Consider the following 26,308-nt stretch of genomic DNA (forward strand, 5'->3'; position numbering starts at 1 on the left):
CGTAGTTCGTTTAATCGCACCTGCAGGAATCGATGCGGCTGCGGCTCAACGGACCGCCTTCAGCTGCGGCACCGGGATGCCGACGGCGGCCTTCGGCACGTAGGAGATCGTTTGCAGCCCGCCTTTGCCGTCTTCCACCTTCAGGGTCACCGGGCGCGACGTGTCGTTGTTCGTGATGCTCCAGCCCTGCAGCACCATGCCGTTGCGGAGCCCGGCCTGCCAGGCCGCACTTTCCGCCACCACGCCTTCCACGGAGCCGCCTTTTCGCAGCGAGCCCGTCTGGAAACCCAGCGTAAACGGGTGAACCGTCTCCGTAGAAATGCGGTACCCGCCCAGCGCGGGATGTTCCGCCGAAGGCACAGGCCCACCGTCCACGATGGTTTTCTGAAAGACGTCGCGCATGTCGGCCACACCCATCGCCTGCGCCGTTTGTACCAGCAGCGAATCGTTGATGTCCTTCCCGGCGCGGAACGCAGCGCGCAGCGAAAATAACAGGTCGTCGAGCGACTGCCGGCCGCCGCTCGCGGAGCTGATGGTCGCATCGAGCCAATAGGCGAAGGAAGCGCCCTTTACATAAGGCAGGCGCTGCGAGTACGGGTTATCCCAATAGTGTGCGCTCAGGAAGGAGCGTGGCTCGCGGGCCAACGGCGACGTATGGTATGCATGAAAAAGCCGGTTGAGCTGCGTCACGTACTCCGTTGTATCGATAAGGCCGGTGCGCCAGAGCATCTTGAAGGTGTAGTATTCGGTGAAGCCCTCGGAAAACCATTTCTGATCGTTCTCCGGTCCAACCAGCGTCAGGTCGATGCCGATCCAGCGGTGAAAGTACTCGTGTGCGAGGATCGACAGCAGCGACACATCGACCGGCACTTCCGGCGACATATCGATGAGAAAGGACTGGAACATCGAGTTGCCGGCGATGGAGGCGCGGCCGTCCGTCGGCGCCAGCGCCACCAGGTAATAGGGCTCGCCCTGATCCTTCCAGAAGGCCCGCTCCGCACTGATGATGCGGGCAGCGCGCCGGAGGAGCTCGGCATCGGGAAAGTTCCAGTCGCCGCGGATGGCAAAGCGCAGCGGGCGTCCGTCCACGGTCATCTCGTGCAGGCGGAAGTCGCCCGCCACGAAGAAGGAATTCTCCAGGTCGCCCGCACGCAGCCGTCCCTGCCACGCACGGCTGCCGCAGTGCAGGCTGTTGGCGATCGTCCACCGCGCAGGCAGTCCCTTCCACGAGAGCTGCAGGCGCACCGTCTGGTCGTCGGGGGTAGCGGGCCGCACAAAGAGCGTATAGCCGCTGAGGCGGATCCAGTTCCAGCGCAGCACGCCGCGGAAATGCTTTCCGTTCTCATAGGGCCCCGACCAGTCCTGCTGCAGGCGGTAGCGTACGGTAAGGTCGGCGCCTGGCCGGTGGCGGACGAGGCGGTGCAGCGAGTCTTTCCTGGCTTCGAGGCGGGCTCCGCCGCCCTGCACCTCGAGTGCCGATACGAAGCGGTACAGCTCGTGCTCGCTCCCCCAGGCATCGGGCAGGAGGAGCTCGGTGCGGCCCGAGGCATGGCCTTTAAACGACAGGGCCACCTCGAGGGTGGGCTTGGTGCCGGCGGTATCCATCCGGAACGAGTAAGACCATTGGGGCTGGGCCGCCGCCGTGAGCGTGCAGCAGGCCGCGAGGAGCATCGGGAGGAGGAGCTTCATCAGGGAACCGTTAAGTTCCCAAACCTAGCGGATTAGGCAACGCGCCGGCGGCCGCGGTGCATGAACTGCCCGGAACACCGGGTGAACGGGAGCGGCGGGCCCTCAGGCGCCGAACATCCTGTTGATGGCCTCCGCCATATCCGCAGGGGCGAGCCGGACGATACCTGCAAGCCGGTCGACCGCTCCCTGTGGCATATACGAGACCTGGGCGGTCGCCGGCTCCTGCGCCAGCACCGTGCCGCCGGCCTCGTGGATCCGGGCGAGCCCGTCCACGCCGTCGAGGTTGGCGCCGGAGAGCAGGAGGCCAGCCGCGCGCGTACCGAATACGTCGGCTGCCGTGTCGAAGGTGACGTCGATGCTGGGACGGCTGTAGTTCACTTTCTCGGAGCAGTCAAGCGACACGGTGCCGTTGGCTTCGAGTAAGAGGTGATAACCGGCGGGCGCTATAAGTATTGTTGCTGCATGCAGCGGGTCTTTGTCCTCGGCCTCCCGCACCGGCAGGGCGCAGCGGCTCGCAAGCAGCGCGGCGAGTTGCGATTCGGCGCGGTTGCGGTGCATCACGATCACGATGGCAAAGGGCAGCCCCTTGCGCAGGCCGGGAAGCAGCGTCAGCAACACCTCCAGGCTTCCGGCCGATCCGCCGATCACGAGCACTGCCTCGGCTACCCGGTCTTTCGCCATATCTTTTCTTTGGTCCAGGGGGTGTAGTGACGGGCCACGGCGGAAAAGCGCAGGTTCTCCTTGCTGCCGAGGCAGAGAAAGCCGAGCGGCTCGAGGCTGTTGTCGAAGAGCTGCAGCACACGGTCCTGCAGGGGTTTCTCGAAATAGATCATCACGTTGCGGCAGAGGATGAGCTGAAACTCGTTGAAGGACCGGTCGTGCACGAGGTTGTGGGTGGCGAAGATCATCTTCGACGTGAGCTCGCGGTCGAAGCGGGCGTGGTCGTAGCGGGCGGTGTAATAGGAAGAGAAGTCGGCGCGCCCGCCCGAGAGCACGTAGTTCTCGGAATGTATCTTCATGTGCGCGAGCGGGTAGATGCCTTTGCGCGCATACTCGAGGGCGTCGGGGTTGAGGTCGGTGGCATAGAGCAGCGACTTGTGCAGGAGCCCGGCCTCCTTGAGGAGGATGGCCATCGAGTACACCTCCTCGCCCGTGGCGCAGCCGGCGTGCCAGATGCGGATGAGCGGATAGGTGGCCAGCACGTTGAGCACGTTTGTGCGCAGCGCCTCGTAAAAGGCCGGGTCGCGGAACATTTCGGTCACGTTCACCGTGATCTCCTCCACGAAGCGACGGAAGTATTCGGGCTCACTGCGCAGGCGGTAGCGGAACTCGGCAAACGAAGGAAAGCGGTCGAGGGTGAACAGGCGCTGCACGCGGCGCTTCAGCGAGGCACGGGCATACTCCGTGAAGTCGTACCCGTAGGTTTCGAGCAGGTCGTTCAGCAGGATGTCCAGTTCCGCGTCCTTGATCATGAAGTGTATTGGTCTATTTGTCTATTGGTCTATTAGTAAGGGGTCGCCTCTGTGGAGGCGCACTGCCGGTTGCTGTCTTTCCTCCCGGCGGGAACCGGGACGCATCATGATGCGTCCTTACCGGCGTTCCATAGGTGGGTAACCCAACCTCCCTGAACCCTCCTGAACCTTTCTGAACCCTTCATCAGCACATTACCCCATCAGCACATTATCCCATTATTCATATCGCTTCAGTAACCGCAATAATTCGTCCACATCCACGGGCTTGGACACATAAGCATCGGCGCCGGCTTCCAGGACGCGTTCGCGGTCGCCCGTCATAGCCTGGGCGGTGACGGCGATCACGGGGAGGTGGCGCAGGGCTTCGTCGGCCCGCAGGGCGGCGAGGGCGGCCGTGCCGTCCATTTCGGGCATCATCATGTCCAGCAGCACGGCGCTGATGCCCGGCTCCCGGCGCAGCACGTCGAAGCCTTCCGGCGCCGAGGGCGCCGACAGCACCTTGTAGCCCCTGGCCTTCAGCACCGCCCCCAGTGCGAAGATGTTACGGGGCTCGTCGTCGATGATCAGCAGCGTCATTTGTTTATTGGTCTATTTGTTATTTGTAAGGGGTCGCCTCTGCGGGAGCGTACTACCGGTTGCTGTCTTTGCTCCGGGCGCCGAGTCGGGACGCCTCATGATGCGTCCTTACCGGTGTTCCATAGTTGGGTGCACCCAACCTCCAAAACCCTTGCTTCGCACATTACCCCATTAGCACATTATTCATACAGCCACACGCGCAGGAGCGAGAGGAGCTGGTCGATGTCGACGGGCTTCGAGATGTAGTCGGAGGCGCCGGCCTCGATGCACTTCTCGCGGTCGCCGCTCATCGCCTTGGCCGTTACGGCGATCACCGGCAGGTTGCGGAGCTCCGGCTGGCGGCGGATGGCGCGCATCGCCTCGTAGCCGTCCATCTCGGGCATCATGATGTCCATCAGCACCACGTCGATGTCGGGCTGCTCGCGGAGCCGCTGCAGCGCTTCCTTGCCGTCGGTGGCCGAGAACACCTGCATACCGTGCTGCTCCAGCGCGCGCGACAGCGAGAAGATGTTGCGCACGTCGTCGTCGGTGACGAGGATCTTCTTGCCCGTGAGCACTTCGGTAAGCCCGCCGAGGCGCTTCCTGCGTGCCGGCTCCTCGCCTGCCTGCTGCTCCACGAGGTGCAGGAAGAGCGACACCTCGTCGAGAATGCGCTGGTAGGAGTGCGCCGTTTTCACCACGATGGAGTCGGCCACCTGCTTGATGCGCACCTCCTCGCTGCGCGAGAAGCTGCGGCCCGTGAACAGGATGATGGGAAGCCCCTCGAGGCCCGGCTGCTGCTTGAGCCCATCGAGCCGCTCGAAGGTGTGGTTGTCGGGCATGCCGATGTCGAGGATCACGCAGTCGACGCCCTCTTCCTGCAGCGCTTCGCCGCTCCCCTCCACCGTGCCGGTGATGCGGGCACTCACATTGAAGGTCTCCAGGAAGTAGGCCAGCGCCTGCGCATGCTTCGGGTTCTCCTCCACGATCAACACTTTCCGGTGCTCTTTGGTCACCACCTGCTCGATCTTTCTGAATACTTCCTGCATCTGCTCGAAGGCCACCGGCTTGGAGATGAAATCGATGGCGCCCTTCATGCGGCTTTCCTGCTTCGCCTCCAGCGACGACATCATGTGTACCGGTATCGGGCGGGTGCGCGGATCGCCCTTGAGCGCTTCCATCACTTCCCAGCCGTCCTTCACCGGCAGCTGTATGTCGAGCAGGATGCCCATCGGCAGGTAGCGCTGCGCGAGCGCGATGCCCTCGTCGCCGCGCACGGCCACGAGGCACTTGTAGCCCTTGCTGCGCGTGTAGTCGAGCAGGGCGCGGGCAAAGCCCTTATCGTCTTCGATGATGAGCAGGGTGCGGTCGCCGGCCTGGAGGTCATTGCGGTCGTCGGGGAAGGCCGGCTCGAAGTCGGACTCGTGGTAGCGGGGCGTTGCTGGTTCCTGCAGGGCCGGTTCGGCATCCGGAAGCGGCAGCGGCACGGCCGCGGCAGCCACGGACTGCAAGGGCGCCTCGGCGGGCGCGGGCGCAGGCGGCGCGGCCTGCCGGCTGACGGGTAACTCGAAGAAGAAGGTGCTGCCTTTGCCGGCTTCGCTCTCTACGCGGAGCTCGCCGCCGAGGAGGCGCGTCAGCTCGCGGCTGATGGAGAGACCGAGGCCCGTGCCGCCATATTTGCGGCGGGTGGAGCCGTCGGCCTGGCGGAAGGCTTCGAACACGAGGGCCTGCTTGTCGGCAGGGATGCCGATACCGGTGTCGCGCACCGAGAAGCGGACCTGCTCCCCGGCGCCGGGCGCCACCAGTAGTTGTACGGTACCCTCCGACGTGAACTTGAGGGCGTTGGAAAGGAGGTTCTTGAGTACCTGCTCGAGGCGCATGCGGTCGGTCTCCACTTTCGGCGGCAGGCCCGGCGCCAGCGTCACCTCGAACGCAAGGCCCTTGTCGTGCGCCACGGGCACAAACATGCCCTTCAGGTCGTGCACCAGTACTTCTACGGGCACCTCGGCGAATTCGAGCTCCATGCGCCCCGCCTCGATCTTGGAAAGGTCGAGGATCTCGTCGATGAGGGCGAGCAGCCCCTGCCCGGAGGTCTGGATCACCTGGGCGTATTCCACCTGGTCGGAGCTGAGGTTCTTCTCGTGGTTCTCCACCAGCAGCCGCGAGAGCAGCAGGATCGAATTCAGCGGCGTGCGCAGCTCGTGCGACATATTGGCCAGGAACTCCGATTTATAGCGGGTGCTGAGGGCAAGCTCCTCGGCCTTTTGCTGAATCTCGCGGTTGCGCTGCCCGATGAGGATGTTGCGCTCTTCGAGGAGGCGCGTACGCTCCTCGAGCTCCGCGTTGGCCTGCATCAGCTCTTCCTGCTGCACGCGCAGCTCTTCTTCCGAGGCCTGCAGCTTCTCGGCCTGCGCCTCGAGCTCGGCGTTGATGTTCTCGAGCTCGGAATGCTGCGCCTGCAATTCCTCCGACTGGGCCTGTGTTTCCTGGAGCAGCTCGGCGAGCCGCTGGCGGTTGCGTGCGCCGTGCAGGGCTACGGCCACCACGGGCTGCGCCCCCTGCAGGAAGTAGCGTACCTGCGGGGTGAACTCCTGGAGCGCCGCCAGCTCGAGCACGCCTTCCACCACGTCGTTGTGTATGAGGGGCAGCAGCAGCACCTGTGCCGGGGCCGAGCGCCCCGAGCCGCTGGCGATCTGGAGGTAGGAATCGGGCACGTTGGCGAGTTGCATCGTTTTCTTGCGGGCGGCCACCTGGCCGATGAGCGTTTCGCCGAACTCCACGCGGCGCGGCACCGCGGCAATATCGCTGCTGGCGTAGGAGGCACGGTACTCGAGGTGGTTGTCTTCACGGGTATACAGCAACCCGACTTCGGTGCCGGTATATTCGGCGAGCACCGCGAGCGCGTCCTGCGCCAGCTGCTCCGGCTCCTTCTCGCCGCGGAGCGCTTCGTTGAGGGCTTCCATGCCGGTGTGCTGCCACAGCTTCTCCTCGTTCTCCAGGTGGTATTGCTGCAGGTCGGAGCGCATGCGCAGGAGGGCGTTGCCGAGGATGTCGTCGGAGCTGCGCGGGTGCACGGGCACGTCGAAGCGACCGCTGCCGATGGCGTCGGCGGCTTCGGCAAGGTTCACGTTGGCGGCATCGAGTGCTATCATGGACCGGGTGAGCGAGCCCACCACGTCGTTGGTCTTCGCCTCGAGGTGTACGCCGCGCTTCCCGAGGGAGATCTGCTGCGCCGCCGCGTTGAGGGCGTTGAGCTGCGCGGATATCTGGTAGATGACCGTGGAAACGATGAACGCCACCAGCACGAGGCTCAGCACCAGGAAAAACAGCGACTGGTCGCGGGCCTTCTGCTCGCGGTCGAACAGGTCGTCGACGCCCTTTTGGGCGGCGTCGAGCGTGGCGCGCTGGAGGGCGCGTACCTTGTCCATGGCCACTGCGGAGAGCTCCCACCACGCGTTGGCGTCCATCGTCGTATCGAGCCCTCCGCGTGCGAACTGCGCGCCCAGGAAGTCCTGCGTCGCGCGCAGCTCCGAGCCCTGTTGCAACCGGGCATAGGCCCGCCGTGCCGAGTCGGTGGCCTTCAGGTCGAACTCCGTCTCGTAGCTTCGATAGATCAGGAAAATACCGCGCAGGCCTTCCACCACCGCGGCCTGCGACTGGCGCAGCTGCAGGGCCATGTACATGTTGGACCGCAGGATGCCCATATACGTGATCATCTCCGACAGGAGCTTCTGCCCTTGCAGCTCACGGGTGACGGGACGGAGCAGGAGGTTGTTGCCCGCCGATACCGAGTTGACGGAGTTGAGCCGGAAGATCGTGTTGGTGTAGTAGTTCATCACGTCCGGCGCCGCCACCAGGTCGCGGTCGATGAGGCGGCGGAAGGCAGGCAGGGAGTCAACGAACGTGTAGCGCGTGAACTCTGCACCGGTGGCATCGGCCGTAACGAATTGCTGCAGCGCGCTGTCGGTAGACCGCCGGCTGTCCTTCATTTCGGCGGCCCATTCGTGCCGGAGCGCATAGCCGAAGCTGTAGCGGCGCTCTGCCTGGAGGGCGTCCACGAACGCACTGAGCCGGGCCGTTTGGCGGATGGAGGCTTTATAGTTCGCAAGCTGCTCCATGCGCTGATCCTTCTCCAGGAAGATCTCGAAGGCGAAATACAGCAGCAGGGCCAGGGGCACGAGGGCCACCAACAGCAGCTTCACGGGCAGGGGCAATCGTTCGAACAGGCGTTTCATGAAAGGGTTCCGTTGAGGGTGGAGGGGGCAGTGTCTTTGACGGGGTGCCGCAGCGCGGGCTGGCGCACGGGCAGCAGCAGGATGAAGCGGGCGCCTTCGCCGGGGCGGCTCCGGGCGAAGATGAAGCCGTTGTGCTTTTCTACGATCTTCTTCACGATGGCGAGGCCGATGCCGGTGCCCTCGTATTCCTCGCGGGCATGCAGGCGCTGGAAGAGGGTAAAGATCTTGCCCACATATTTCTCATCGAAGCCGATGCCGTTGTCGGTGATCGTGATGCGGCAGAACGGTCCGTCGGTGGCCGGGTCGGCGTCGGGGTCGGGTGTGGCCGTAAAGGCACTGGCGATGCTGACTACAGGCGGCGTACCGGGCTGCGAAAACTTGAGCGCGTTGCCGATGATGTTCTGGAACACCTGCCGGAACTGGGCGGGCACCACTTCGAGCACGGGCAGCGGGTCGAGGTGGAACGCCGCGCCTTTCTCGCGGATCACGAGCTCGAGGTCGGAGAGTACGTCGCGCACGAGCACGGTAAGGTCCACCGCCTCGAAGCGCTCGTTCTCCGAAAGGCGGGTCACGCTGAGCAGGTCCTGGATGAGGGTGCTCATGCGCGCCGAGGAGCGGATCATCTTTTCGAGGTGGCCGGCCCACTTGCCCTGGAGCACTCCCGCGTCGTAGATCATGTTGCCGAAGAGCTGGATCTTGCGTAGCGGCTCGCGCAGGTCGTGCGAGGCCACGGAGGCAAATTGCTGCAGGTCGTGGTTGATGATCTCGAGCTCCCGGTTGGTCTCCAGCAGCTCGCGCGTGCGCTCGGCTACGCGGCGCTCGAGGAGCTCGTTGAGCTGCTTCTGCTCGTGGATGTCGGTGAGGGTGCCTACCCAGCGCACGAGGCGCTCCTGTACAAATACGGGCATCGCCCGCAGCAGGTGGTAGCGGTAGGTGCCGTCGGCGAGGCGGCGCAGGCATACCTCCTCCTCGATGCGCCCCCCCTGCCGTACCGCTTCCTGCCACACGGCTTCCAGCGGCGGGCTGCCGGGCACGGTCTCCGGAAAGGTGTCGGGGCCTTCGGCGTACTCGAGCCAGTGCTGGTTCGTGCGCTCGAGGCCACCCCCAGCATTGGCGGCGAAGGCGATCCCCGGCAGCGATTCCAGCGTCGACTGCAGCTCGCTCACACGGGCCTTCAGCTCGCGCTCGGCCTCCTTGAGGGCATGCGTCTTCTCGTACAGCTGCACGAGGTTGCGCACCTTGAGGATCAGGATGTCGGGGTCGACGGGCTTCGTGAGGTAGTCGACGGCGCCCGACTCGAAGCCTTTGGTCACAAAGCGCTTGTGGGTGTTGACGGCAGAGAGGAAGATGATCGGGATGTCGCGGGTTTTGTTGAGGCCGGTGATGGCCTCGGCAACCTCGAAGCCGTCCATGCCGGGCATCTGTACGTCGAGGATGATGAGGGCGTAGTCGTTCTTGAGCGCCTTGCGAAGGGCTTCCTCACCCGATTGCGCCGTGTCGGTGTCAAAGCGGTTGCCCTGCAGCACCTGCTGCAGGGAAAAAAGATTCTCTGGCTTATCGTCAACGATAAGGATCATGTGGCGGCGTTTGGGTAAGGGCAGAGGAGGACTCCCGAAGCCGTGAATTTAGGGCTTTTCCGGGGGTCTGTTACAGTGCCGGTGCCAAAACAGAAAAACCGGTGCCACAGGATGGGGCGAAAGGCCTGCGCATGCCTTACCGGCTGTTTGAGTTATCTGATGGATCAGTGAGGCCGCAAGCGGCCCCTTTCACGCGGCGGCGGGGCGGGAGGCGGCGTAGCGAAAAAATGTAAGATGAATTTCAGAAAAATGCCGCTGCGCCGCCTTTCGCTGCGTCGCTGCGCAAACCAGGCCGCTTGCGGCCTTTTTCAACCCTCCACCAGCTCCAGCAGCCTTCTAGTTGAAGCGGACGCCGGCATAATGATCGGACGCAAAGACCTGCGCGCCGAGCTGTCCGAGGGCCATGGCCAGCACTTCGGGCGTAAAGTTGCCGGAGATCGTGTAGTTCATGGTGTCGAAGCCGGTCACCTGGAGGCTGCAGCGTTCCACCATGTGCTTCATCGAGGTGAAATTGGGGAACTGGAGAGTAATGTTCTTGACGGCGGGCATCGCGTTCAGTTTAAGACTCCCGGTGGGGAGTAGGGCAAAAGTAGCGGCAGGGCCCGGAGGCGAACCGCTGTTTTAGACCGGCAGGCCCTTCTGCCCGGCGAACCCGGCTCCTGCTTACGGCAAAGGCAGGCACCCTGCTCCGCCGAAAGCGAAATAAGAAAGCCCCGGCGTTTCGGCCGGGGCTTTCGTTGTACAAGAACCAAGAGGATGCTTATCGGGCGATGGTGACGCGGGTGCTGAGTACCTGCTTGCCATCGGTGATGCGGATCGTGTAGAGGCCGCCTGCTACGGTCTGCAGGTCCAGCGTCATGCCGGTAAGCGGCGTGGCGGTGGTCTCGCGGCGGGTCACTACGGCACCCTGAGCGTTCCACACTTCCACGGTAAGCTTGCCGCTGAGGCCGCTGATACGCAGGCTTACGAGGCCGCGGCTCGGGTTGGGGAAGGCCACCACCGATGCTTCGATAGCAGCAACGGCTTTCGGTGCCTTCGGCTCGCTGCGCGTGGTAGCGGGCGTGCCGGTGCAGGTGCCGAGGTAGGATCCGTTGCCAAGCTGTGCGGGCACGGCGCTCGGTGCTACGCAGATCTGCACATACGGGTTGGAGGCAGAGCCCGTAGCGTGGCACACCAGCACCTTGTCGTTCTTGTTGCCGCAGCGTACGTCGATGACGCGGATCGTCTTGGTAAAGACCGCCTTACAGCCCTTGCTGTCCGTAACGGTTACCGAGAAGGTCACGGTTCCGGCCGCAGCAGCCGTCACCTGGATGGTGGAGCCGTCGCCGGAGGGGGTGAAGCTGGCGCTGCCGCTGCTCTTCACCCAGCTATACGTGTACGGAGCCGTGCCGCCCGTAGCCGTCACCTTGATGGCGGCGGTGGAGGCAGGGGTATAGCCCAGGTAAATGGTGTTGGCGAGGGCGCCCTGCTGCAGCACCGTGAAGGAGTTGAACGTACCCAGGATCGGGGCGTTCAGGCGCACGGTGGTCACCGCAGTGGTGGTGTTGCCGCAGGCGTCCTTCATCGTCCAGCTGATCGTGTTCATGCCAACAGCAAAGGTGCCGGAGGCGTCGGGGCCGGTGCCGGTGCGGGTAAAGCCGCCCGGTCCGCTCACTGCGTAGCTGTAGGTCACGGCCGTGCAGTTATCCGTAGCCACGATAGCGGCAACCGTATAGTGCGTGGACGTCGTGTCGTAGCAATGCTCTACCGCGTTCACGTTGTAGGTCACCACAGGAGCCGTGCGGTCTACTACCGTCAGGGTCTGGGTGAAGACAGCGCTCGTGTTACCCGATACGTCGGTGAAGTTCCAGGTCCGCACGCGGGTGTAGGTGGCGCCGCAGGCGGCTGTCTTCACGTCGCTTACGAGGTGCAGCGTTACCGGGGCGCAGTTGTCGGAGGCCGCCGGCACAAGGGCCAGGGCATCGGCAATGGCCTTATTGTCGGAGCACTCCTCGGTGCGGTCCATAGAACCGGCAGCCGTCGTGATCACCGGAGCGGTCACGTCCTGTACCGTGAGGGTCTGGATGCAGGTCGTGGCGTTGCCGGATACATCTGCTGCCTTCCAGGTGCGGGTGATCACGTAGTTGTAGTGGGCGGCACTATTCACATCAGCCACCTGCGTGCTCACATCGCTGTACGCGATCGCAACAGGAGCGCAGTTGTCCGTAGCCGTAGCCACACCATTGGCAGCCGTGCTGTTGTCTGCCTCGCAGCTCAGCGTCACCGATGCAGGGCAGGTCATCACCGGGGCGGTCACGTCCTGTACGGTGATGGTCTGGACGCAGGTCGTAGCGTTGCCACTCACGTCCGTAGCCGTCCAGGTGCGGGAGATCGTGTAGTTGTAGTGAGCGGGGCTATTGACGTCGGCGCTCTGCGTGCTGACGTCGCTGTGCGTGATCGATACCGGCGCGCAGTTGTCGGTAGCCGTAGCCACGCCGTTGGCAGTGGTGGAGGCATCATCCTGGCAGTTCAGCGTCTTGTCGCCCGGGCAGGTCACCACCGGAGCTGTAATGTCCTGCACCGTGATCGTCTGCGTAGCCGAGGAAGTATTGCCTACATGGTCCGTAGCGGTCCAGGTACGCGTGATCGTGTAGTTGTAATGACCGGCTGCATTGGGGGCTGCATCCTGCGTGCTGGTCTCGGCCAGGGTTACGGCCGGGGCAGCGTCGCAGTTGTCGGTAGCGCCGGGCTGGGCAGCCGCAGGCACCGCATCACAGGAAACCGTAGTGCTGGCAGGAACATCCGTCAGTACCGGCTGCTCCGTATCGGCGATGGTCACGGTCTGCTGCTGTGTCGTCGAGTTGCCGTTGCCGTCGCTGTAGGTCCAGGTAATGGTATAAGTGCCTTGCTGCGTGTAGGTCACCGGGTCGGCCGTAGTAGCCACCACGGTGCCGGCGCAGTTGTCGGTAGCCAGGGGAGCCGTGGCCGTAGCGGAGCACTGGCCCGTAACAACGGGGAGGCTCGCCAGCTGGGGCACCGGCGCGATGGCGTCCAGCACCGTTACCGTAGAAGTACAGGTCGACACGTTTCCGTCGGCATCCGTCACCACGAGGGTCACGGCGTTGTCGCCGAGGTTGGAGCAGTCGAAGTCGCTGCTGGTGGAAACACCGGTGTAGTGGGCCTGGATCACGAGGCGCTTCACCGTGCCGAAGCAGGGATCGCCGAATACCAGGTTGCTGGCCTGTACCGAGAAGCTGTTCTGGTTGAGCGCGAGGCCTTCCACAACCGCTTTGCTGTTGCCGGCATGGCACCAGCCCTGCACGAAGTTGCCACAGCTGCCCGTGGGCGTGCCATAAGAGGCGAAGTCGATCCGGTCGATGACCGTACCGGCAGGCGCCTGGAGCGTAATGGTGCCGTTCTCTGCAGCGATGCCGCAGATGATGCCCGACTTCACCACCGACAGGCTCACGGGGCTGCAGTTATCGGAAGAATTGTTGTTCAGCTGTGCAGCGGTAACGGAGGCTTTACCATTGCCATCGAGATAAACCGTGGCGCTCTTGCAGCTGGCCACAGGCTTCACGTTGTCGACGACGGTAACATCGAAGGAGGCAGTTGCCGTGGCGCAGCCATTGGTCGCGGTCACTACTACATGCGTCACGCCCTTGTTGAAGGTGCGGCCGCTGCCGGTGCCATTACCCGAGCCGCTCGTAGCGCCCGTGAAGGAGTAGCTTACACCAGGCGCCGGGATGCCGGAGGCGGCAACCGGGTAGTTCACCACGGCGGTGCAGGAGTTGGCCGCTGTGAAGGCCTGCAGGTAGGGATTCACGCCGCTGATGGCCGGCGCCGTATTCTGCTTGATCTGCACCGAGGCCGGAGCGCCCGTGCAGCCGTTGCTGGTGCCGGTTACCGTGTAGGTGCCGGGGGCGGTCACCACGAGGGTAGCACCGGTGGCACCCGTATTCCATACATAGGTGTCGGCGCCGGACGCAGTGAGGGTCGACGAAGTGCCGGGGCAGATGTCGAGCGAGGAAGCGCTGACCGATGTTGTCGGCAGTGCCTTCACCGTAACGGTGACGGTGGCCGAAGCCGTGAGCTCGGGGATGCAGCCTTCAAGGCCGCCGTACTCCACCACGTAGCCGGCGATGTTGCCGCCTACGCTGTTGGGGAAGTCGTTCCAGATACCATCGCCGTAGAAGTGCGCGTAGTGCTCACCGCCGCGGTTTACGTTCATCGGATTGAACTGGCCCACGTTGGCACCGCAGTCGTTCGGCTCGCCGGCGGTGGCCCAGTTGGCGTAGTTGCCGTTGATGCCGGGTGCCCAGTTGGCGGAGCAGTTACCGGTTTTGCTCTGGTTGGAGAAGTGACGACCGGCGCCGTTGTTCTCGAGGCCTTCGGGGCCGGTGACCCAGCGCCACTGGCCTTCGAAAGCGAGGTCCGAAGCGCCCATCCAGCCGGAGCCCTGGAGCTTCGTGCGTACGAAGGTCATCTCGGCAGCCGAGGTGATGGTGACCAGGTAACCCTTGAGGCCGTTGTAGGTGCGGTTGGACGCTTGTGCGCGGGCGTTCGTCCAGGTGATGCCGGAAGAAGGCACCCACTCATAATAGTGACCGTTGCCGCTGAAGCCGATGGTGGCGTCGGAGGCTTTGGTGGTGTACGTAAAGGTAACCGGGCCCGAGTAGCCGGCGGGAGCCGTATACAGGAGCTTGTTGTCGGCGGTCTTCACCAGGGTGCCCACGGAGGGCGTAGCGAAGTCGTTCACCGAAAGGGAGCTGCCCTGAGGATGCGTGTCGTTGGCGAGCACGTCGATGGTCACGCTGCTGCCGCTGCACACCGAAGCGGCGTCGTTGCCGGCAACCGGGGTGATGTTGGGACGGGTGACCGTGAAGGTGCACGAATTACCCTGGTTTCCGGCGGCATCCTTGACCGTGAGCGTCACGGTTACCGTGCTGCCGGCGGCGATGGCGGTACCGGCTGCCGGCACCTGCGTGATAGTGAGGGCGCCTGCGGGGGTGCAGTTGTCGGAGGCTAGGGCGCTGAGGCCATAGGCGGGGATCGTTGTGGCGCAGCTGGCCAGCGTCTGGTTGCCGGGACAGGAGATGGAGGGCGGGGTGGCGTCAGTGGCGTTCACCGTAGCGGATGCCGTTCCCGAGCAGCCGTTAGTGGTGCCCGTTACCGTATACGTGCCGGTTTGGCCGGTGCTGATGGAAGCCGAAGTGGCGCCCGTGCTCCAGGAGTAGCTGTCGGCGCCCGAGGCAGTGAGCGTGACGCTGCCGCCGGGGCAGAAGCTCGTGGCACCGGAAGCGCCGATGGAAACCACAGGCTTGGGATGCACGGTCACGGTTACGGGATCCGAAGTGGAAGAGCAGCCGCCGGTGCCGGTTACGGTCACCGTATAAGTACCGGTCGCGCTCACGTCGATGGACGACGTAGTGGCGCCATTGCTCCAGAGGTAGCCCGCTGCTCCTGCAGGTGCGGAAAGCGTCACAGAGCCGCCGACGCAGAAGGTGGCCGGCCCCGAAAGCGTAATAGAGGCAGAAGGCGGGGGCAGTACAACTACGGTCAGCGTTTGCGTGGCTGACTTTGCTGGCGAGCCGTTGTCGGTGGCCGTGAAGGTGACCGTATGTGTGCCGACGTTGCTGGCCTGCCCGCTCACGGTGAGCGTGGCCGTAGACACGGCGCCATTGGTCACGTTGGCCGAAATGCCACTTACACCGCCCGTGTTGACCTCGGTAGTTACTACCTGGTTCACCTCGGGAGGCAGGGATTGGATAGTGAAGTTGGCCGTCTCACCGCAGTTCACCGTCACGGTGTTGCCCGTGGGGAAGCCGGAGAAGGACGGAGGAATATTACCGGCCGTGCTCACGTTGAACGAGAAGCACTGGTAGTCGAGGTAGTTGATGCCGTCGTTGGTGCCGCCGCCGCCGTCGTAGTTGGCGCCGTTGACGTTGAAGCGGCCGATCTGCACGTAGTTGACGTTGTCGCCCTTGTTGATGCCCACGGTGGCGGCGGTACCGCCGAAGCCGTTCTGCGAGCCCGAAGCCTGACCGGTGGTCCACTGCATGTCGCCGTAGTTGAACAGCACGTTCTGGCCGAGGCCGATCACGGGGTCGTTGGTGGTGCCGAACACCACCTGGAAGGTGTTGCGCATGCCGCACTGTACCGAGTAGTAGCCTACGTTTTCCCAGGTCACGATCATGCGGGTCGCTTCCTTTTTGTAATAGACGCCACCGCAGGTGCTCGTTTCCACGTCGGCCCAGAAAGGCGCGAGGATGGCCGTGTTGAACGGAAAGCCCGAGGCGTTGTAGGTGTTGAGCGCACCCGTGAAGGTGACGTTGCCGTTGGTGTTGATGTACACATTGCTGTACGACTGGCCGTAGAGGTCGAACGTAAAGCCGAGGGGGATCACGGCGCTGGAGTTGTCGTCGCCCACGGGGATCTGGATCCACGAGGCGTCGCGCGGGATGAGGCAGCTCTGCGAGGCGAGGCGCGCCGTGGCACTGCCCAGGCTTTTCGGAGCGGCCTTGGAGGGCGCTTCGGCCGTGGCGACGCTCATACGCGCCGCTGTCTGCCGCTTGGCCTGCGCATACTGCGCAAGGCCCTGCGCGTAGCGGGCCGAATCCTCGGTGGGGTTACCGGTGTCGGTGAACTGGGGATGTTGCTGTGCCGAAGCAGTCAGGGCACAACAGAGCAAGGGAAGCAACAGGCCATAAGCCCGCTTCTTGGTAAAAAAGCGCATAGTGCAATTTTTTGTGAACGAATGGTTTTTTGGTGGTATCGTTCGGTGGTTAGTTGTTGGTTAGTCGCAAGCAGTATGCATCCGGAAGGAGGCACAGCGCCGGATATTGGCGGTTTTAACTGGTAGGATGAGGGAGGAGGTGTTGAAAATAGATCACGCAGGAGCCGTGAAATAAGCGGTTCCGGGCAATAGCCGCAATAACCTATTTGGGGGATGCCGGGTATCCGAGGTAGGCGGCAGGGCCATTAACCCCCCTGAAACCCTGCAGGGACGGGCTTTTCTACGAATCAGGCCGGTGAATTCACTTAAGAATTCTAATCGACTTTTTAACTGTACTAAGTACAATTACTTAGAATTTCTGTCGCTACCTGATGACCGGAGCACTCGGCTGCGTCCTTTTTCCGGGTGCCAGCGGTCGGCTTACGAAAACTTTGGCGCCGCGATCGGGCGGACGGCGCCGGGTGCCAGGTCGCCGAGTTGCAGGCTGCCGATGGCGACGCGGATCAGGCGCAGGGTCGGGAAGCCCACGGCCGCCGTCATGCGGCGCACCTGTCGGTTCTTGCCTTCCACGATGCGCAGCTCGAGCCAGGACGTGGGGATGGCCTGCCGGAAGCGGATCGGCGGCTCGCGCCCGGGTACGGGTGGTGCGGGCTCCAGGAGCCGCGCCCGGGCGGGCAGGGTGCGGTAGGTGCTGCCGTTGACGCGGATGGTGACGCCCCGTGCGAGTTCCTCCAGCGCCGCGGGCGTAACGGCGCCTTCCACCTGTGCCCAGTAGGTCTTGGGCGTTTTGCTCTTCGGGTCGAGCGCGCGCGTTTTGAAGCGGTTGTCGTTGGTGAGCAGCAGCAGGCCCTCGCTGTCTTTGTCGAGGCGGCCTACCGGATAAACGTCGGGCGGGAAGGCATAGCCGAGATCGGCCAGCGTGCGGTCGCCGGGCGCGTCGGGCGTGAACTGCGAGAGCACGTCGTAAGGCTTGTAGACGAGGAAGTAGTGGAACATGCCGGGCCCGAAGGTCGGGGTTTCCGGTGGAGCATAGATACCACAAAGCGGCCCCGTTGGGGGCCGCTCGTCACTAGCTTGTAAACTGTCTCTTTTCTGAATGGCCGAGGTCGCAAGCGGCCTGTTCTTCGCGGCGAGGGGCGACGCAGCGAAGCAGCAATGTGACGCAAGTGCCGGTAAGCGTTCGTCGTCGCGCCGTCGCGTCGTTGTGCCGTCGCGTGCCAGAGGCCGCTTGCGGCCGACTGTTGTCGTGCTCCCGGATTATACTTTAACGTAACCAGACGCTACGCAAACGGATCACGAGAAATACAGGTCCGCCTCCTCGCCTCTCCGCTTCGAGAGCCCGTCGATCTCTACGAGCTTGCCGTCCACATGCGCTTTGTTCCACATCAGGAAGGCCTCGCGGATCGAAGGGTCGGAAGGGTTGGCGTTGACGCGCTTCAGCAGCGTGGACGAGCGCAGGGCGCCGGTGCCCACGTTGTAGGCGAACGACACGAGTGCGTCGAACTGGTTCTGCGTCAGCGAAGGGTTCTGGATCAGCTTGCGCACCGAGGCGCTTTTCTCTTCCACCTCCATCGCGAGCAGGGCCTCGGCCTTCGTCGGGTCGATCTGGTCGCCGGGCTTCACCGGGCTCTGGTCGGCATAGCGGATGGTGCCGTAGCCGATGGTCCAGATACCCGCCGAATCCTGGTAGGCTGTCAGCCGCAGGCCTTCGTGCGCCTTGATGAAGTCGATGCACCGCTTGTCCGGCTTGTATCCCGTCATCGGCACATTGTTCGTATTCGCCATCGGCGTTGCGGGACTCGCCCCCCCTTCCCTTTGGGAAGGGCTGGGGATGGGCGCTCCCCTCCCCTCCTGGGGAGGGGTCGGGGGTGGGGTCACCCCACCGCTCCAGCAATAGTTGCCGTTGCTGTCCTTGTACCACACGCGGTTGTTGTTCACGGGCTCGCCGTTGTCGACCCGAGCCACCACCCGGATGGGCGTGCGCGGCGGAAGCGTCTGCACGATGCCGCTCCGCGTGGCCGGCTGCTCGCGGATATTGAGCTTCACCGCGCTGAGCACTTCGGCAACAAACGGCACTTCATTGAACGTGGGCGCAGGCGCGGCGCCGGTGCAGTCGTTATACTCCGTCACCACGTCCTTGAGCAGGCGCTCATACGTGCGGCGGCTGTGGGCAAGGCCCGTCACCGGGTCGGTCTTGCGCTTCGGGTCGAGGAAGAAATGGCCCACCACGGAGGTGGCGGGGTCGAGCCCGAACTGGTGGCAGATCTTCGCCAGCACCCATACGTATTTCGCATAGGCCTTGTCGTCGTCGATGTTGCCGCCGTAGCACAGCTCCACGCCGATGGCGGCGTCGTTGGCATTGGCGCCATAGAGCTCGTTGTCCTTCGGCATGCGGTAGAGCACGTGCCAGGCCTTCTCAGGTGCGGCCGTCAGCGCCGGCACACACTCGAGGATCTCCTTATCGTCGACGAAGAGATGCGCCGAGGCGGTCTGCGCGGGCGGCACCGTCTGCGCCGTCTTGATATAGTAGTTGACGTTGGCGCGGGCCGAGGAGCCGGGGTTGCCGGTGTCGTGGGCCACGATGAACTTCACGGGACCGAGCATGGCGCCGCCGCGGCGGCGGGAGGGCTTCGGAAGATAGAGGGGGCTAACCGTGTATTTTTCCTTGAAGGGCATAGCAGTAAGGTTTTGGGGGTGAAGCAATCAAACGAACAGGATCAGCCGACGGCCGGCTCGATATCGAGATGCGCATCGGCGGCAGGCGCGGCAGGCGACGGGGAGGCCGCCGCAGCAGCCTCCTTGTTCTTCTTTTCCTGGTTCTCGGTGATCTTCAGCGCCGCATAGGTGGCCGAGGAGAGGCCCAGCAGCACGAGGTTGTTGTCGGTGATGACGGGGATCACCTTGTTGGGGAACAACGTCGGGTCGCCGAGGTTGGCCAGCACGTCGCGGATGAACCAAAGCCCGAACACGAAGTTGAACACGACGGTCTGGAAGCGCGAGATCGAGATACCCGAGTGATCGGAGAGGATGTCGAGGAAGAAGCTCTCCCCGCTGCCGTGCTGCGCCTGGCCACCGTTATTGTTGGCGTCGAGGGAGCGGGCGGCGATGGAGGTGAGGCCGCTGATGCCGAGCAGGATGATGGCCGACTTGTCGAGCTCCGGCGCGATGTAGAGCGTGCTGCCGTCTTTTAAGAACCCTTTCCACATCACGGCAATGAACGACGACAGCACGATGACGGTCCACCACGCGAGCTGCACGCGGCTCCAGCTGTAGGGTTGCGGCTTCGGCTGCGTGAGGTCGCGGAGCATGCACCACCGGCGCTCGCAGAACACGACGGCAAACGAGAGCAGGAGGAAGGGGATCCAGAACTGGTAATACATATGCAGGGTTTTTGGTTGCGGTCGGGAAGGCCCGGGCAGCGGGCGCCGCGGGTACGATAAAATTTGCACTTTCCCGACGACCGGGCAAGAGGGGAAACACGGTACTTTTTCTCCGTGTTTTTACGATGGCATTGAACCGGATCCCGGCTTGTTTGTTGAACCTTTTGCCTCCCGGAGCGACCCGGGGCTCAAACCCAGTAAAAATATAATATGAGAACGGCCGCGCTTGTCTGGAAATCAGTTTTATTTGTAGGCGCCTCCTCATGAACATACCTTCCCCCTTCAGCGGTACATCCCCGGCGAGCGATACCGAAAGCCTGGCACTCCGCACCATGGGAGGCAACGACCTTTCCGAACCAGGGGCCGGCAGGCCGACGCCGTCCCAGTTAGCAACCGCGCTGGAAGCCCTCTTTTCCGCTACTTTTCCCGCGCTGCTCTTCTGCGGTCCGGACGCCCGCTGCTTCTTCAACGACGCCTTTGCCACGCTCCACGCCCCCATGGGCGAAGCCCTCCCGGCCCCCGGAGCGCCCCCCGGCGAGCTGTGGCCGGAGCTCTGGGCCGCCACCGCCGCCCAGGTGCAGGCCATGCTGGCCGGCGGCCCCACCCTCCTGCTCGAAGACCTGCCCGTGCCGGCCGGGCGCCGCGGGCAAGCGCCCGACCGCTACTGGACCATCACCTTCACCCGCATCGGCGGCTGCCTGCTGGCCACCTTCCAGGAAACGACCCACAAGATGCACCTGCGGCAGCAGGTGGAAGACACCTCCGGCGACCTTCACTTTGCCCTCGAGGCCGGCGAGCTCGGCACCTGGGACCTCGACCCCGCCACGATGGTGTTCCGCTGCAACCGGCGCACCCGCCTGCTGTTCGGGCTCCCCGACGACGAAGCGGTAGACCTCGCAGCCGCCACCAGCGTCGTGCTCCCCGACGACCGACCGCGCGTGGAGGCGGCCATCACCGCCGCCCTCGCCGGCGCCAACGGCGGCAACTACGACATCCAGTATACCGTAGCCCACCCGGGCAAGCGGCAGCTCCTGCTGCGCGCACGCGGGCGCGCCTACTTCGATGCGGACGGAAAACCCTGGCGCTTCAGCGGCATCCTGCAGGATATCAGCACCGAGGCCGCCGCGCGCAAGCGCATGGAGAAGCTCCAGCAGATCATCGAGCAATCGCGCGACTTCGCCGGCATGGCCACCCTGGAGGGACAAATGGTCTATGTAAACCCGGCCGGCAGGCGCCTCATCGGCATCGCCCCCGACGCGCCGGTAACGGAGCTCCATATCCAGGATTTCTACCCGCCCTCGGAATTCGAGCGGGTGCGCGAGGTCATCGTCCCTGCCCTGTTCGAGCAGGGCCACTGGAGCGGCACGGTCACGCTGCGTCACTTCGCAACCGGCGAGCTCATTCCTTTCCATGGTGATTATCTCCTCGTGCGCGATGCCGAAACCGGTCAGGTCCTCTCGCGCGCCGTCACGCTCCGCGACCTGCGCCCCGAACTGGCCGCCCGCCGCGAGCTCCTCGACTCCGAGCAGCGCTTTACCAACCTCGTGCAGCAGGCCCCGGTGGCCACCAGTATTTATACGGGTCCGGAGATGACCATCCAGTGGGCCAACGACGCCATGATCCGCCTCTGGGGCAAAGACCCTTCGGTGATCGGCAACACCGTGCGCGAAGCCCTCCCCGAGCTCGAAGGCCAGCCGTTCCACGAGCTCCTCGCGCGCGTGTACCGCACCGGAGAAATGTACCAGGCTTACGAAGACCGCGCCGACCTGGTGGTGGACGGCAAGCTCCAGACCTTTTATTTCAACTTCTCCTATAAGCCCCTCCGCGATGCTGCCGGCAACGTGTACGGCATACTCAACATGGCCGTGGATGTGACCGAGACCGTGCGCATCAAGCAGCGCGCCGAGGCCAGCGAGTCCAACTTCCGGAACCTGATCATGAAGGCGCCCATCGGCATCTGCGTGCTCGGCGGGCCGGAGTACAGCGTCGACATCGTCAACGATCAATACCTGCGGCTCGTGGGCCGCGAGCGGTCCGTGTTCGAAGGACATTCCCTCTGGGATGTGCTTCCCGAGGCCCGCACACAGGGCTTTGAGGAATTGCTGGACGGCGTGCGCCAAAGCGGCCGGCCCTACTTCGGTGCCGAGCAGCCCGTGGACCTGCTCCACAACGGCCAGACGGAGCGCTACCACGTCAATTTCGTGTATGAGCCGCTGAAGGATGCCGACGGGCAGGTGCACAGCATCCTCGTGATCGTGATCGACATCACCCAGCACATCGAGGCCCGCCGCAAAATCCAGGAAGCCGAGAAGCGCGCCCAGATCGCCGTGAGCTCGGCCGACCTCGGCCCCTACGAGATCGACCTCGTTACGGGCACCGTGATCCCCTCGGCCCGCTTCCTCGAGCTTTCCGACGTGGACCCCGGAGCGGGCCACAGCGACTATATCGCCCGCGTACACCCCGACGACCTCGAGGCCCGGAAGCAGGCCCATGAGCGCATGATGGCCACCGGCCGGCTCGACTACGAATGCCGCGTCTGCCGCCGCGACGGCAGCATACGCTGGGTACAGATCGTGGGGCAGCTCATACGAAACGAGCGCGAGCAGCCGAGCCGCATCATCGGCATCATGCGCGACATCAACGCACACAAGCAGATGGAGCAGGAGCTCGAGCGCCGCGTACGCGAGCGCACCGAGCAGCTCGAGCGCCTCAACGAGGAGCTGCAGCAGTTCACCTACGTCTCGAGCCATGACCTGAAGGAGCCGCTGCGCAAGATCCACCTCTTCGCCCACAAGGCCTTCGAGGAGACCGCCGGCCTGCCCGACGTCCGCCGTAGCCTCGACAAGGTGATGGGCGCCGCCACCCGTATGACCCACCTGCTCAACGACCTGCTCCGCTACTCGATGCTGAGCGATCCCGACCAGCACTGGGAAACCATCGACCTCAACGACGTGCTCCACCGCATTACCGACGACACCGAGCTCCTCATCAAAGAGAAAGGCGCCCGCGTCCTGCATGGGGAGCTCCCGCCTATCGAGGGCATCTCCTTCCAGGTGACGCAGCTCTTCTTCAACCTGGTGGCCAATGCGCTCAAGTTCACGCGCCCCGGCGTGATTCCCGAGATCAGCATCACCGCAACGCTCCTCGACCCGGTCGAGAAGCGGCTCTATTACCCCCTCCTTCCCGACCTTACCTATTACAAGATCGAGGTGCGCGACAACGGCATCGGCTTCGATCCGGTGCAGTCGGAGCGGATCTTCGGGGCCTTCCAGCGCCTGCACGACCGCAGCGTCTTTTCCGGCAACGGCATCGGTCTCGCGCTGTGCAAGAAGATCGCCGAGATCCACCAGGGCAGCATCAGCGCCGAGGGTCGCCCCGGCGAAGGCGCCACCTTTACGGTGCTGCTGCCCGCGCGTCAGCAGGTGCTTGCCGCTACGCGATAAACCAGGCGTGCTTTCCGTGCGTAATGCCTACCCGATACACCCAACGAAACTTCTTGCGTATCCGCGCCAAAGATTTGCCGGCGTCGCAAGACCTTCCCGGACGACGAATGCATCCCGGATGCGTGCTTCCCGGATCGGTGCGTTACGCGAACGGATCGAAATGGGCACGGGGTATCCAGACAGCCCGCAGGGTGCGCGATCGGTAGAAACACGGTACGATCAAAGGAAACCGCACCCCGGAGGGGTGCCCGTCAAAGGTTTTGCGGAGGGCGTCATAGCACCGGACGAAACCCGCCACCGGCATCCATTCCGTTCGGATCGGCATATGCCATTATTGTTGGACCAACCCTATGGTGCTCGATTTTTGGTAACGCGCATCCCTCCGGGATGCTGACATATCGTGATACCTATGCATCGCTAACCCGGCATTGCATGCCGGGCTACTGAGCGCGCATCCCTCCGGGATGCATTAATCGCCAGCGCGTCGGTTGAGAAGGCGGCGCAGCTGATGACCGATCCCTTATAACCGCGGCGACGCCTTTGGCGCAGGCGTCCGGGATTTTCCCGTCGGCAGCGCGTCGGTTACGTTTATAGCGAAGGCATTGACCTACTTTCCCGGATTCCGCCATGCGCACCGGAACCGCTTACCACTCACCCCGGAGGGTTGGCCTCCCGGTTAGCCCGGACTGCAGTCCGGAGCATAAAAAAACCGGCCGCGATGCGGCCGGTCGATATCATCGGGATCCGTACTTATACAGCATCGGCAAGCACCTCGCGCGGGGCCGCCGTAAGGTCAGCGTCGGGCTTCGACACGTCGGTCAGCGGCACCTTGCCCCGGTTCTTGCGTACGATGCGCGAATACAGCGACAGCTCGCGGCTGAAGAGGAAGCGCAGCATCAGCAGCGTCCAGGATCGGTGCGACTTCAGCGAGTCGTAGTAGGGCAGCGCGGCCTGCTTGATCTCGGGGAGCTTGTTCCAGGGGATGGAGGGGAAGTCGTGGTGCTCGTTGTGATAGCCCACGTTGAAGGCGACCACGTTGAGCGGGCCGTAGTAGGAAAAGGTTTCCTGCTCCTCGTTGTGCGTGAGGTAGTGCTCCTGGATCCAGCGGCCACCCAGCGGGTGGAGGCCCACCGAGAAGAAGAACGACAGCGTGAGGAAGGCTACGGCCTTCGGACCGAAGAAATACCACATGGCGGCGGTGAACACGATCTGAGCGGCCCAGTTGGCGGCCGTCCAGGCGTCGAACGGCTTGATCTCCTTGAGGCGCGCCACGCGGAAGGCCTGGAAGATGGGGTAGAGCAGGAACCAGAGGGCCTTGCCTACGAAGTAGTTGTTGATGAGCTTCGCCTCCCACTTGTTCGGAAGGTCGGCATCGAGCTCGTGCACGCCCTGGAAGGAGTGGTGCTTGATGTGGTACTTCTCGAAGGAGATGGAGCTCGGGAAGATCTGGGGAAGGTTGGCGAGCATGCCGGCGAGGCGGTTGGCCACGGGGCTCTTGAACACGAGCTTGTGGGCGCACTCGTGGATCATTACGAAAAGGGCATGATCGGCAAAGGCGCCTACGAGGTAGGCCGCGCCGAGGATCCACCACCAGGAGGCGTCCTGCAGGAGAATGGCGCCGGCCACGAGGAGGCCGACGAGCCCGCAGATGACGAGAAAGGACAGCGGGTTCTTGCCGATGAGGTTACGGATCTCGGGGTGCTTGCGGAGGATCTCCTTGGTGCGGCCGCGGTGCGGCTCGGGGGCGTTGGAATAAACAAAGTCGGTACGCTTCATAAGTGGCTCCTGTTAATCGCCGGAAAATTACGCCAATCGGCGCAAACCGGGCGCTCCCGACCGTTAAACCGGCCCGATCAGGCGGTAATGACGCCCTTTAAGGTGTTGATTCCGAGCCAGCTCAACCGTAGAAAGAAGCGCGCAAAAGTTGGGTGAGGTGGCCGCAGGCGGCCTTAGCACGCGGCGGCGCGGCGGCGCGACGAAAGGTGAGGCAGGTGCTGCGCAAGCCCCCGAATGAAAAAAGCCCCCGCCAAAGGCGAAGGCTTTTGCTACCCAACTGAAGAAACCACCCTACCATAAGTACAGCGCCAACTTAAGTTCCCCCTTGGGGGGACAGGGGGCCGCTAGATCTCCGTGTACTTGATCGTGGCGATGGGCCGCGTGCGCGTCACGAGGCGCAGGTAGGGCTGGTAGCGGAAGATGTCGTCGTCGGGCTTGTAGGCGTAATCGAGCTCCTGCACCGTGCCCTTCGGGAACTCCCCGTTGTGCCCCAGCAGCTCGGGAAACTGCGCCCGGTAAGCCCGCCGCTCCTTTTCCTTCAGCACGGTGCGCCAGTGCTTCTGCGCGGCAAAGCGCGAGAGCTTGCGGCCCGCCCCGTGTGCGCACGACCAAAGCGCCTCCCCGGCGCGGCCGGTAGCCGTTACGAGGAGGGAACCGCGCGACATCGACAACGGCAGCACTGCCGTGCGGCCCGGCACGAGCTCGGTGCTGCCCTTGCGATGAAGCACCGTGTCGCCGTCGAAGCGCAGGTGGTTGTGCACCGAGTCGCCGAGCCGGTAGGGCGTGCCATGCAGCCGGCCTTCCTCGTCTCGCTCCGCAAACAGGCCCTGCCCATAATCCCGGGCCACCGGGCCGCTCGCCCCCACATACTGGGCGCCCTGCAGGAAGGCCATCGTTTGCAGGCAAAAGGCCTTGCGGCGCGCGTAGCCAAACCGCAGGGTGTCGGTATAATACGCCCGGAACGCATCATCGAAGCGACCGGCCGGCACCGACTCGCCATCGCCCCCCGCTTCCTGTGCGTACTGCCGGCACAGTTCCACGCAACGCTGGTACAGCGCGATGCCGCGGTTGCGCGTGCCGGTGTGGCAGATGACGTACACGGCCTCGTCGTCTTCCTCCAGCGAAAGAAAGTGATTGCCGCCGCCGAGGCCGTCGTCGGTCATGGCGCCGTGCGCCCGCTGCCAGGCGTCGAAGTGTGCGCGCTTGTCGAAAAGCTTGCGCCAATGCTCCTTGCCGATGCGGAGGTACATGACGCCGCAACCGATATCCTTCCCGGTAACCAGCGGAAAGACATGATTGGTAGCGGCAAAGGCAACGCCCACGGGCAGCGCCTTCTCGGCGCAGTAATGAATGTCGGTGAACGCGCGGAGCGCGCCGATCGCCGGCTGCTGTGCGTACCGCTGCAGTTCCGCATGTGCATGCGGCTCGATGCCTTGCGGATCGCAATAGTATCCAATAGAGGACAT

Annotated in this window: 14 protein-coding genes; 1 reads left to right on the forward strand and 13 read right to left on the reverse strand. The window is 63.8% G+C overall.

The features are described from left to right. Positions 1-45: 45 nt before the first annotated feature. The 11 genes from ABD937_RS20065 to ABD937_RS20115 all read right to left on the reverse strand — a co-directional run bounded on the left by ABD937_RS20065 (position 46) and on the right by ABD937_RS20115 (position 19,623). The gene (locus ABD937_RS20065; protein WP_345257704.1) at positions 46-1,689 is read right to left on the reverse strand and encodes a M61 family metallopeptidase; all 1,644 of its coding nucleotides are present in this window, start codon (positions 1,687-1,689) and stop codon (positions 46-48) included. A 102-nt stretch (positions 1,690-1,791) separates the two neighbouring features. After that, positions 1,792-2,370 (reverse strand): chemotaxis protein CheB, encoded by a 579-nt coding sequence (locus tag ABD937_RS20070; RefSeq protein ID WP_345257705.1) that lies wholly within the window; start codon positions 2,368-2,370, stop codon positions 1,792-1,794. Next, entirely contained in the window at positions 2,352-3,161 is an 810-nt protein-coding gene (locus ABD937_RS20075; protein ID WP_345257706.1) for a CheR family methyltransferase, read from the reverse strand. The genes ABD937_RS20070 and ABD937_RS20075 overlap by 19 nt, the downstream gene beginning before the upstream one ends. A gap of 216 nt (positions 3,162-3,377) precedes the next feature. After that, entirely contained in the window at positions 3,378-3,737 is a 360-nt protein-coding gene (locus tag ABD937_RS20080; RefSeq protein WP_345257707.1) for a response regulator, read from the reverse strand. 179 nt (positions 3,738-3,916) lie between these two features. Next, complete coding sequence (locus ABD937_RS20085; RefSeq protein WP_345257708.1) at positions 3,917-7,951, reverse strand: response regulator; 4,035 nt, start codon at positions 7,949-7,951, stop codon at positions 3,917-3,919. Continuing rightward, the gene (locus ABD937_RS20090) at positions 7,948-9,528 is read right to left on the reverse strand and encodes a sensor histidine kinase (protein ID WP_345257709.1); all 1,581 of its coding nucleotides are present in this window, start codon (positions 9,526-9,528) and stop codon (positions 7,948-7,950) included. The genes ABD937_RS20085 and ABD937_RS20090 overlap by 4 nt, the downstream gene beginning before the upstream one ends. Positions 9,529-9,864: 336 nt before the next feature. Then, positions 9,865-10,077, reverse strand: a complete 213-nt coding sequence (locus ABD937_RS20095) for a hypothetical protein (RefSeq protein ID WP_345257711.1) — start codon at positions 10,075-10,077, stop codon at positions 9,865-9,867. 211 nt (positions 10,078-10,288) lie between these two features. Further along, a complete protein-coding gene (locus ABD937_RS20100; RefSeq protein WP_345257712.1) occupies positions 10,289-16,243 on the reverse strand; it encodes a nidogen-like domain-containing protein in 5,955 nt (1,984 codons plus the stop codon). Between the two features lie 420 nt (positions 16,244-16,663). Then, entirely contained in the window at positions 16,664-17,239 is a 576-nt protein-coding gene (locus tag ABD937_RS20105; protein WP_345257713.1) for a pseudouridine synthase, read from the reverse strand. Between the two features lie 297 nt (positions 17,240-17,536). Further along, complete coding sequence (locus ABD937_RS20110; protein WP_345257714.1) at positions 17,537-18,919, reverse strand: glycoside hydrolase family protein; 1,383 nt, start codon at positions 18,917-18,919, stop codon at positions 17,537-17,539. Between the two features lie 41 nt (positions 18,920-18,960). Beyond that, positions 18,961-19,623, reverse strand: coding sequence for a hypothetical protein (locus ABD937_RS20115; protein WP_345257715.1), 663 nt, complete (start codon positions 19,621-19,623; stop codon positions 18,961-18,963). A 263-nt stretch (positions 19,624-19,886) separates the two neighbouring features. On the opposite strand from ABD937_RS20115, the gene ABD937_RS20120 reads away from it, so the two are divergent. Next, entirely contained in the window at positions 19,887-23,066 is a 3,180-nt protein-coding gene (locus tag ABD937_RS20120; RefSeq protein ID WP_345257716.1) for a PAS domain-containing sensor histidine kinase, read from the forward strand. A 750-nt stretch (positions 23,067-23,816) separates the two neighbouring features. Here the strand turns inward: ABD937_RS20120 and ABD937_RS20125 are convergent. Together ABD937_RS20125 and ABD937_RS20130 are read right to left on the reverse strand one after the other, a co-directional pair. Continuing rightward, positions 23,817-24,842, reverse strand: coding sequence for a fatty acid desaturase (locus ABD937_RS20125; RefSeq protein ID WP_345257718.1), 1,026 nt, complete (start codon positions 24,840-24,842; stop codon positions 23,817-23,819). Positions 24,843-25,186: 344 nt separating this feature from the next. Further along, a complete protein-coding gene (locus ABD937_RS20130; RefSeq protein WP_345257719.1) occupies positions 25,187-26,308 on the reverse strand; it encodes an RtcB family protein in 1,122 nt (373 codons plus the stop codon).

The organism is Flaviaestuariibacter amylovorans, assembly GCF_039541815.1.
In the GTDB taxonomy this organism is placed as follows: domain Bacteria; phylum Bacteroidota; class Bacteroidia; order Chitinophagales; family Chitinophagaceae; genus Flavisolibacter; species Flavisolibacter amylovorans.

Coding starts and splice junctions, on each gene's coding strand:
- ABD937_RS20070 (WP_345257705.1), bottom strand. CDS start 2,370: ATGGCGAAAGACCGGGTAGCCGAGGCAGTGCTCGTGATCGGCGGATCG.
- ABD937_RS20125 (WP_345257718.1), bottom strand. CDS start 24,842: ATGAAGCGTACCGACTTTGTTTATTCCAACGCCCCCGAGCCGCACCGC.
- ABD937_RS20085 (WP_345257708.1), bottom strand. CDS start 7,951: ATGAAACGCCTGTTCGAACGATTGCCCCTGCCCGTGAAGCTGCTGTTG.
- ABD937_RS20110 (WP_345257714.1), bottom strand. CDS start 18,919: ATGCCCTTCAAGGAAAAATACACGGTTAGCCCCCTCTATCTTCCGAAG.
- ABD937_RS20095 (WP_345257711.1), bottom strand. CDS start 10,077: ATGCCCGCCGTCAAGAACATTACTCTCCAGTTCCCCAATTTCACCTCG.
- ABD937_RS20075 (WP_345257706.1), bottom strand. CDS start 3,161: ATGATCAAGGACGCGGAACTGGACATCCTGCTGAACGACCTGCTCGAA.
- ABD937_RS20120 (WP_345257716.1), top strand. CDS start 19,887: ATGAACATACCTTCCCCCTTCAGCGGTACATCCCCGGCGAGCGATACC.
- ABD937_RS20080 (WP_345257707.1), bottom strand. CDS start 3,737: ATGACGCTGCTGATCATCGACGACGAGCCCCGTAACATCTTCGCACTG.
- ABD937_RS20100 (WP_345257712.1), bottom strand. CDS start 16,243: ATGCGCTTTTTTACCAAGAAGCGGGCTTATGGCCTGTTGCTTCCCTTG.
- ABD937_RS20105 (WP_345257713.1), bottom strand. CDS start 17,239: ATGTTCCACTACTTCCTCGTCTACAAGCCTTACGACGTGCTCTCGCAG.
- ABD937_RS20115 (WP_345257715.1), bottom strand. CDS start 19,623: ATGTATTACCAGTTCTGGATCCCCTTCCTCCTGCTCTCGTTTGCCGTC.
- ABD937_RS20130 (WP_345257719.1), bottom strand. CDS start 26,308: ATGTCCTCTATTGGATACTATTGCGATCCGCAAGGCATCGAGCCGCAT.
- ABD937_RS20090 (WP_345257709.1), bottom strand. CDS start 9,528: ATGATCCTTATCGTTGACGATAAGCCAGAGAATCTTTTTTCCCTGCAG.
- ABD937_RS20065 (WP_345257704.1), bottom strand. CDS start 1,689: ATGAAGCTCCTCCTCCCGATGCTCCTCGCGGCCTGCTGCACGCTCACG.